Here is a 7263-nt window from a genome sequence, read left to right as displayed (position 1 = left end):
CTCGACGGCGTGGTTGTAGATGACGGTGATGCCGTCGACGTCGCCGGATTCGGCGTCGCGGATGTGCATGGCAGCCCCCGATGGTCGGTAGGTGTGGACGAGCCGATTCTCACCGACGCGGGCGCCCCACATCGACGCGGGGTCTTCGATAAGTTCTTCAGGTGGACCGCGATCGGATGGTGGAGGTGGGAGTCGGGCTCGTGTCGCGTTTCGGCGCGAAGACACTGAGTCTGACCTCGGTGGCCCGGCACGCCGGGGTGGCGCGGGCGACCGCCTACCGCATGTTCGGTGGCCGTGACGCGCTGGTCGCCGCGATCGTCGACCGAGAGGTCGCCCAGCTGCGCGTGCAGTTGCGCGAGTGGGCGGCGACCGAACCCGATGCCGCCGGCAAGGTGCGCGCCCAGATCCGACACGTGCTGCCCTACATCCGCGAGCACGAGGCCTTGCAGTACGTGCTGCGCCACGAACCCGAGGAGATCGTGCGGGCGTTGATCAGCACCACCGACTCGGAGGGGCCTTCCCTGGTCGCACGGATCGTCGACGAGGCCCTACCCGACATGGCGCCGGAGATCGGTCAGCACCTGGTGCCCGACGCCCGTGGGGCAGCCGAATTCCTGGTGCGCATGATCTATTCGGTGATGCTCGTGCCCGACAGTTCGTTGTCCGACGAGCAGATCGCCGACCTGGTGGTGCGCGCCATCGTCAGTGATGCGCCCGACGATGCGCGGCCCACCGATCGGCCGGCCGACTGAGGCCGAGCAGAACCATTAGGGTTACGGCCATGGGTGCAGAGACGACCACCGCCACCGACGAGGATGGATCGAACGACCGGCCGGTGGTGTCGAGCCCGGTGGTATCCACCCCGGCGGTGTCCACGAAGGTCTACATCGCCTCGGCCGAGGGTGACACCGGCAAGTCGACCGTCGCGCTCGGTGTGCTGTCGCTGCTGAGTGCGACCGGCGGCCGGGTGGGGGTGTTTCGGCCGATCTCGCGGGCCGGCGCGGGTGAACGCGACTACCTCGTCGAGATGCTCATCGAGCACGCCTCGGCCGACATCGACTATGACGACTGCATCGGCGTCACCTACGACCAGGTACACGCCTCGCCCGACGGCGCGATCGCCGAGATCGTGGCCCGGTTCCACGCGGTGGAGGCGCGCTGCGATGCGGTGGTGATCATCGGCTCGGACTACACCGACGTCGGCAACCCGTCCGAACTCGCCTACAATGCGCGCGTCGCCGCCAATCTTGCGGCGCCGATCATCTTGGCGCTCAATGCTTCCGGGCGCACCCCGGTGGAAGTGCGGGAGACCGCCGAGCGCCTGCTCGCCGATATCGCCGCCATCCACGCCACCACGGCCGCCGTGATCGCGAATCGGTGTGACCCCGAACAGATGTCGGCGGTGGCGGCCGAGTTGTCGAGGATCTCGGTGCCCACGTGGTGTCTGCCGGAGGAGCCGGTGCTCTTCGCCCCGACGATGGCCGAACTCAAGGACTCGCTGCGGGCGAGTCTGTACAGCGGCGACCCGGAGCTCCTCGATCGGGAGGCGCTCAAGGTCATGGTCGGCGGGATGACCGTCGAGCACATCCTGGAACGGCTGTCCGAGGGCACCGTGGTCATTGCCCCCGCCGACCGCTCGGACGTCCTGCTCGCTCTTGTCAATGCGAATGCGGCACAAGGATTTCCGCGGCTGTCGGGCATCATCCTCAACGGCGGGATGCGACCGCACCCGATGATCGACGCGCTCGTCGACGGTCTGCAGTCGACGCTGCCGATCATCATGTGCGAGCAGGGGACCTACGAGACCGCCCGCACCGCGGCCAATACCCGCGGCCGCGTCGCGGTCGGGTCGGCGCGCAAGATCGAGGCGGCACTGGGATTGATGGAGACCCACATCGATCCCGAGGCGATGATGAAGGTACTCAAGGTGCCGACCCCGGAGATCATGACGCCGCAGATGTTCGAGTACGGGCTGATCGTGCGGGCCCGCGCCGACCGTCGGTGCATCGTGCTGCCCGAGGGTGACGACGACCGAATCCTGCGCGCGGCAGGGCGATTGCTTCGTCGTGGGGTGGTGTCGCTGATCATCCTCGGCGACGAGGCGGCCGTACCGCGCCGCGCCCACGAACTCGGGGTGGATCTCGACGGTGTGCAGGTCATCGACCCCGCGACCTCACCGCTCACCGACGAGTTCGCGCACATCTACGCCGAGCTGCGCAAGAACAAGGGTGTCGACTTCGAGCAGGCGCAGGAACGAATGCGCGACGTGTCGTACTTCGGCACGATGCTGGTCTACACCGGGCGTGCCGACGGTATGGTCTCCGGCGCCGCCCACACCACCGCGCACACCATCCGGCCCGCATTCGAGGTGATCAAGACGACGCCGGGGGTCTCGACGGTCTCGAGCGTGTTCTTCATGTGTCTGGCCGATAAGGTGCTCGCCTACGGTGATTGCGCGATCGTGCCCGACCCCACCGCCGAGCAACTCGCCGACATCGCGATCTCTTCGGCGGCAACGGCTTCCGGGTTCGGTATCGAGCCGCGGGTGGCCATGCTCTCGTATTCGACGGGTAGTTCGGGAACCGGTGCCGATGTCGACAAGGTGCGCGTGGCCACCGATCTGGTCCGCGAACGCGCCCCACAGTTGTTGGTGGAAGGCCCGATTCAGTACGACGCCGCCGTCGAGCCGTCCGTGGCGGCGACGAAGATGCCGGACTCTTCGGTGGCCGGACGCGCGACGGTGCTCATCTTCCCCGATCTGAACACCGGTAACAACACCTACAAGGCCGTTCAGCGTAGCGCCGGGGCGGTCGCCATCGGGCCCGTGCTGCAAGGTATTCGGCGGCCGATCAACGATCTGTCCCGGGGTGCGCTGGTCGACGACATCGTCAACACCGTGGCGATCACCGCGATCCAGGCGCAGAACATGGCGGCAACGAGGCGGCGCGAGGCATGAGCGACCATGTCGCCGGGGCGGTCCTGGTCCTCAATGCGGGCTCGTCATCGCTGAAATACCAACTGGTACATCCCGATACCGAGGTCGTGGTGGCCGAGGGGATCGCCGAACGGATCGGCGACCACGACGGTTCGATCACCCACGAGCAGGACGGCGAGAAGACCACCGAGACCCTCGAACTCCCGGATCACCTCACCGCCATCCGGCGGGTGCGAGAGCTGTTCGCCTCGGGCGGTATCGATCTCGCGAGTGCGGGGCTCTCGGCGGTGGGACACCGGGTGGTACACGGCGGACGAACCTTCTACCACCCGACCCTCATCGACGACCACGTCATCGGCGAGATCCGCCGCATCTCCTCGCTGGCACCCCTGCACAATCCGGCGAATCTGACCGGGATCGAGGCGGCACGCGAAATGCTGCCCGACGTGCCGTCGGTCGCGGTCTTCGACACCGCCTTCTTCCACGGACTCCCCGAGGCGGCGGCGACCTACGCCATCGACCGCGGGGTGGCCAAGCTGCATGCCATCCGCCGCTACGGATTTCACGGGACCAGCCATCAGTACGTGTCCGAGCAGGTGCCGCCGCTTCTCGGCAAGGAACCGTCCGAGGTGCATCAGATCGTGCTGCATCTCGGCAACGGTGCGTCGGCGTCGGCGATACGAGGAGGTGACCCCATCGACACCAGCATGGGGATGACGCCGCTCGAAGGGCTCGTGATGGGTACCCGCAGCGGCGACATCGATCCCGGCGTGGTGCTCCATCTGCATCGGGTCGTCAAACTCGACGCCGACCAGATCGATGCCCTCCTCAACAAGAACTCCGGTCTCAAGGGGCTCTGCGGCGAGAACGACTTCCGGTCGGTCACCGAGCGCATCGAACGCGGCGACGAGGCCGCGAAACTCGCCTACGACGTCTACATCCACCGGCTCCGCCGCTACATCGGTGCGTACATGATCGATCTGGGTCGGGTGGACGCGATCACCTTCACCGCGGGTGTCGGGGAGAACGCTGCGGGTGTCCGCGCCGATGCGCTTGCCGGATTGGAGAACTACCGCATCGTCGTCGATCCCGACCGCAATGCGGAGCGGAGCAGGACAGCGCGACGGATCTCCACCGACGACAGTGCGGTCGCGGTGCTGGTGGTACCGACGAATGAGGAACTCGCGATCGCCCGGCAGGCGGCCGAGGTGGTCGGGGAACGCGCCTGAGTAAACTTACAAGCACTCTGGACTGTTTTTGATTTTGCGGCTACGATCGCCGCTATGGCTGATACCGAAGCCGCCTTCACGGGTGTCGATGCGCCCGCAACCATGCCGCGTACGCAGGCGCAACGGTCGGCGGCGACGCGGGAGAAGGTGCTCGACGCGACCGTCGCCTCGCTGATCGAGCGGGGATACGGGGCGACGACCACCCAGGAGGTCAACCGCCGAGCCGGGGTGTCGCGCGGGGCGCTGCTGCACCAGTTCCCCACGCGGGAGGCCCTTGTGGTCGCTGCGATCGGCCATCTCGTCGATCGACGCAAGGCCGAGATCATCGAACGCGCCGGCGGGGGTGCGGCGGATCTGACGCTGCTCCTCGAGGTGTTCGACGGGCCGCTCTTCTATGCCGCATTGGAATTGTGGGTGGCCGCCCGCACCGACCCGGTCCTGCGGGAAGCGCTGATCCCGGTGGAGGAGCGGATCGCCGGCGAACTCGTCACCACCGGCGTCGCGGTATTCGGCGGCCGGTATTCGACCGAACAGATCGAGCTGGCCGCCGAACTGGCACGCGGCCTGGCGATCTCACGTCTGTTGCGCGAGCCCGACGCCGACCGCAAGTTCGCGCGTCGGATGATCACCATGCTGATGGAGGCATTGAACCGATGAGCACGAACCCTGTGACGGAACCCGATGTTCTGATCGTCGGCGTCGGATTCGGTGGCCTTGCCGCGCTGCATCGTCTGCGGACCGACCATCCGGATCTGGCGGTGCTGGCGGTCGAACGCGCCGAGAGCCCCGGTGGCGTGTGGCGCGACAACAGCTATCCGGGTGCCGCCTGCGACGTGCCCACCTCGTTGTACTCGTTGTCGTTCGCCGACAACCCGGACTGGTCCCACACCTACGGGCGCGGATGGGAGATCAAGAACTATGCCGAGTCCGTCGCCGCAGCGTTCGCCGATCAGATCCGCTACGGATGCGAAGTGCTTTCAGCGACTTGGGACTCCGATGATCAGCGCTGGATCGTCGAGACCTCGGAGGGCCCGATTCGGACCCGCTTCCTCATCGCGGCACCCGGCGCGTTGTCGGCGCCGACGACACCTGCGGTACCGGGGCTCGACGAGTACGAAGGCACCGTCTTCCACACGGCTGCATGGAATCACGCGCACGATCTGACGGACCGTCGGGTTGCGGTGATCGGCAGCGGGGCGTCGGCGATCCAGGTGGCCCCCGAGATCGTCGACAAGGTGGCCGAACTCGTGGTGTTCCAGCGCACGCCCTCGTGGGTGATCCCGCGTCTGGACCGCACCATCGGACCGATGGAACGAGCTGTCTATCAACGATTCCCGAAGGCGCACCGAGCCGCCCGGAAGTTCACGTGGCTCACGCACGAGTTCCACGTGTTCGCCATGGCGCACCACCAGCGGGTCCTCCGGGCCTTTCGGGCGATCTCGCTTGCGCACCTTCGTCGGCAGGTTACCGATCCGGAGTTGCGTCGACGACTCACACCGGACTTCACCATCGGATGCAAACGAATCCTGATCAGCAACAAGTGGTATCCGGCGCTGGTGCATCCACACACCAGGGTGACCGGTGCGCTCGCCTCGCTGACGCCCACCGGCGCGGTGAGTGCTGACGGTACCGAATTCGAGGTCGACACGGTGATCTTCGCAACGGGTTTCACCCCGACGAGCCCGCCGTTGGCCAAGGTCATCGTCGGGCGCGATGGTCGACGACTCGACGAGGTGTGGCACGGTTCGCCGAGTGCCTACCGTGGCGTCGAGGTCCCCGATTTCCCGAATCTTTTTCTGTTGTACGGCCCCAACACCAACCTCGGTCACTCGTCGATCATCCTGATGCTCGAAGCCCAGGCCTACTACATCGGGCAGGCTTTGGCGCACCTGAAAGCCGTCGACGCCCCGACCGTCGAGGTCACCGAGGCGGCACGTGACGCCTACGTCGCCGATATCGACGCCCAGCTGACTGGCACCGTCTGGAATTCCGGTGGTTGTGGTAGCTGGTATATCGACTCGACCGGCCGCAACTCGGTGATGTGGCCGACCTACACCGGCACCTACCGTCGCATGATGTCGCACTTCGCCCCGGCCGATCACATCATCGGGGTGCCTGCCCCGGTCCGCGAACCTGTGGTTCGCTCCTGACGTCCTGTGGCCCGAATCCAGCCCCGTAGCAGCCGGTCTCGAGGCTCGCCGCACGCGGTTCGCACCTCGACCATCGGGGAGAACCGTTCACCCTGGTGGCCGTTCCACCCCGCGCCGGAATGCTCCAGCCCTTCCCATCCGATGGTCGAGGTGCCGAGGAGCGCCAGCGACGAGCCTCGAGACCCCCTGTGCCGAAAGGATTCCGGGCCACAGTCGGCACAACACCTCGACCATCGGGTGGGGAATTCTCTATGGAGTTCTCAAACAACAGATGCGGTCCCGGCCGGGCCGGGTGCAGGGAATCAGGCTGTAGTGGAGGCGCTTCGGGTCAGGCTGCGGTGTCGTCGAGTCGCATGGTCCGTCGGTGATACGACGGCACCGGCCGGCGTTTCGGGTCGATGCTGGCGGGTGGGATCAACCAGGGGTGTCGGTCGAATCCCATGATGATGTCCCAGCCGTGGTGGTGCACATCGTCGTGGCAGCTGCTGCACAGCAGGCAGCCGTTGTCGAGGTCGGTGGGCCCACCATCGGCCCAATGCTCGAGGTGGTGTCCTTGGCAGCGTCCGGCGTGGGCTCCGCATTTGATGCATCCGCGATCCCGGACGAGTAGTGCTTTGCGTTGGCCGGGGGTGAAGAAGCGTTTCGCCTCGCCAACACTGAGGGGTACACCGTTGGGATCGAGCATGATTTTGGTGATCGTGGTGTCACACGACAACAACTTGGCGGTTGCTTCGGTGATGGCACCCATGTTCTGCAAGTTCCCGCCGAGGGCCGGGTTGTCGGCTGACCAGGTCCACAACAGCCCGTTGGTGGGTTTGGCCGAGAACGTGGTGTCGGCCAAACCTTGTGCCGCCAACTCCACGATCGTTTCGAATGCGGCAGCGCAGATCTGTTCGGGTGTCCGCGGATCGGGGGAGCCGTCGGGTTGAGGTTTGGGCGCCGACAAGGT

6 protein-coding genes are annotated in these 7263 nt (G+C 66.3%); 5 read left to right on the top strand and 1 reads right to left on the bottom strand.

Annotated elements, in window-relative coordinates; all coding sequences use genetic code 11:
- Positions 1-161: 161 nt before the first annotated feature.
- From B1964_RS22305 to B1964_RS22285, 5 genes are read left to right on the top strand one after another with little or no spacing between them, the layout of a single operon-like run.
- Complete coding sequence (locus tag B1964_RS22305) at positions 162-752, top strand: TetR family transcriptional regulator (protein WP_014358677.1); 591 nt, start codon at positions 162-164, stop codon at positions 750-752.
- A 29-nt stretch (positions 753-781) separates the two neighbouring features.
- Positions 782-2956 (top strand): phosphate acetyltransferase, encoded by a 2175-nt coding sequence (gene pta / locus B1964_RS22300; protein WP_079931320.1) that lies wholly within the window; start codon positions 782-784, stop codon positions 2954-2956.
- Positions 2953-4164 (top strand): acetate kinase, encoded by a 1212-nt coding sequence (locus B1964_RS22295; RefSeq protein ID WP_079931319.1) that lies wholly within the window; start codon positions 2953-2955, stop codon positions 4162-4164. The genes pta and B1964_RS22295 overlap by 4 nt, the downstream gene beginning before the upstream one ends.
- Positions 4165-4218: 54 nt before the next feature.
- A complete protein-coding gene (locus B1964_RS22290) occupies positions 4219-4821 on the top strand; it encodes a TetR/AcrR family transcriptional regulator (RefSeq protein ID WP_079931318.1) in 603 nt (200 codons plus the stop codon).
- Positions 4818-6314: an NAD(P)/FAD-dependent oxidoreductase gene (locus B1964_RS22285; RefSeq protein ID WP_079931317.1), complete on the top strand. Its 1497-nt coding sequence runs from the start codon at positions 4818-4820 to the stop codon at positions 6312-6314. The genes B1964_RS22290 and B1964_RS22285 overlap by 4 nt, the downstream gene beginning before the upstream one ends.
- A gap of 328 nt (positions 6315-6642) precedes the next feature.
- Here B1964_RS22285 and B1964_RS22280 read toward each other — a convergent pair.
- Positions 6643-7263: HNH endonuclease signature motif containing protein (locus B1964_RS22280; protein WP_139765831.1), on the bottom strand; the 621-nt coding region annotated here is incomplete at its 5' end.

This window comes from Gordonia sp. i37, assembly GCF_002043085.1.
GTDB classification, from domain to species: Bacteria; Actinomycetota; Actinomycetes; order Mycobacteriales; family Mycobacteriaceae; genus Gordonia; species Gordonia polyisoprenivorans.
Note: the sequence above shows the minus strand (reverse complement) of the source record. Positions and strands in the feature narration are given on the sequence as shown.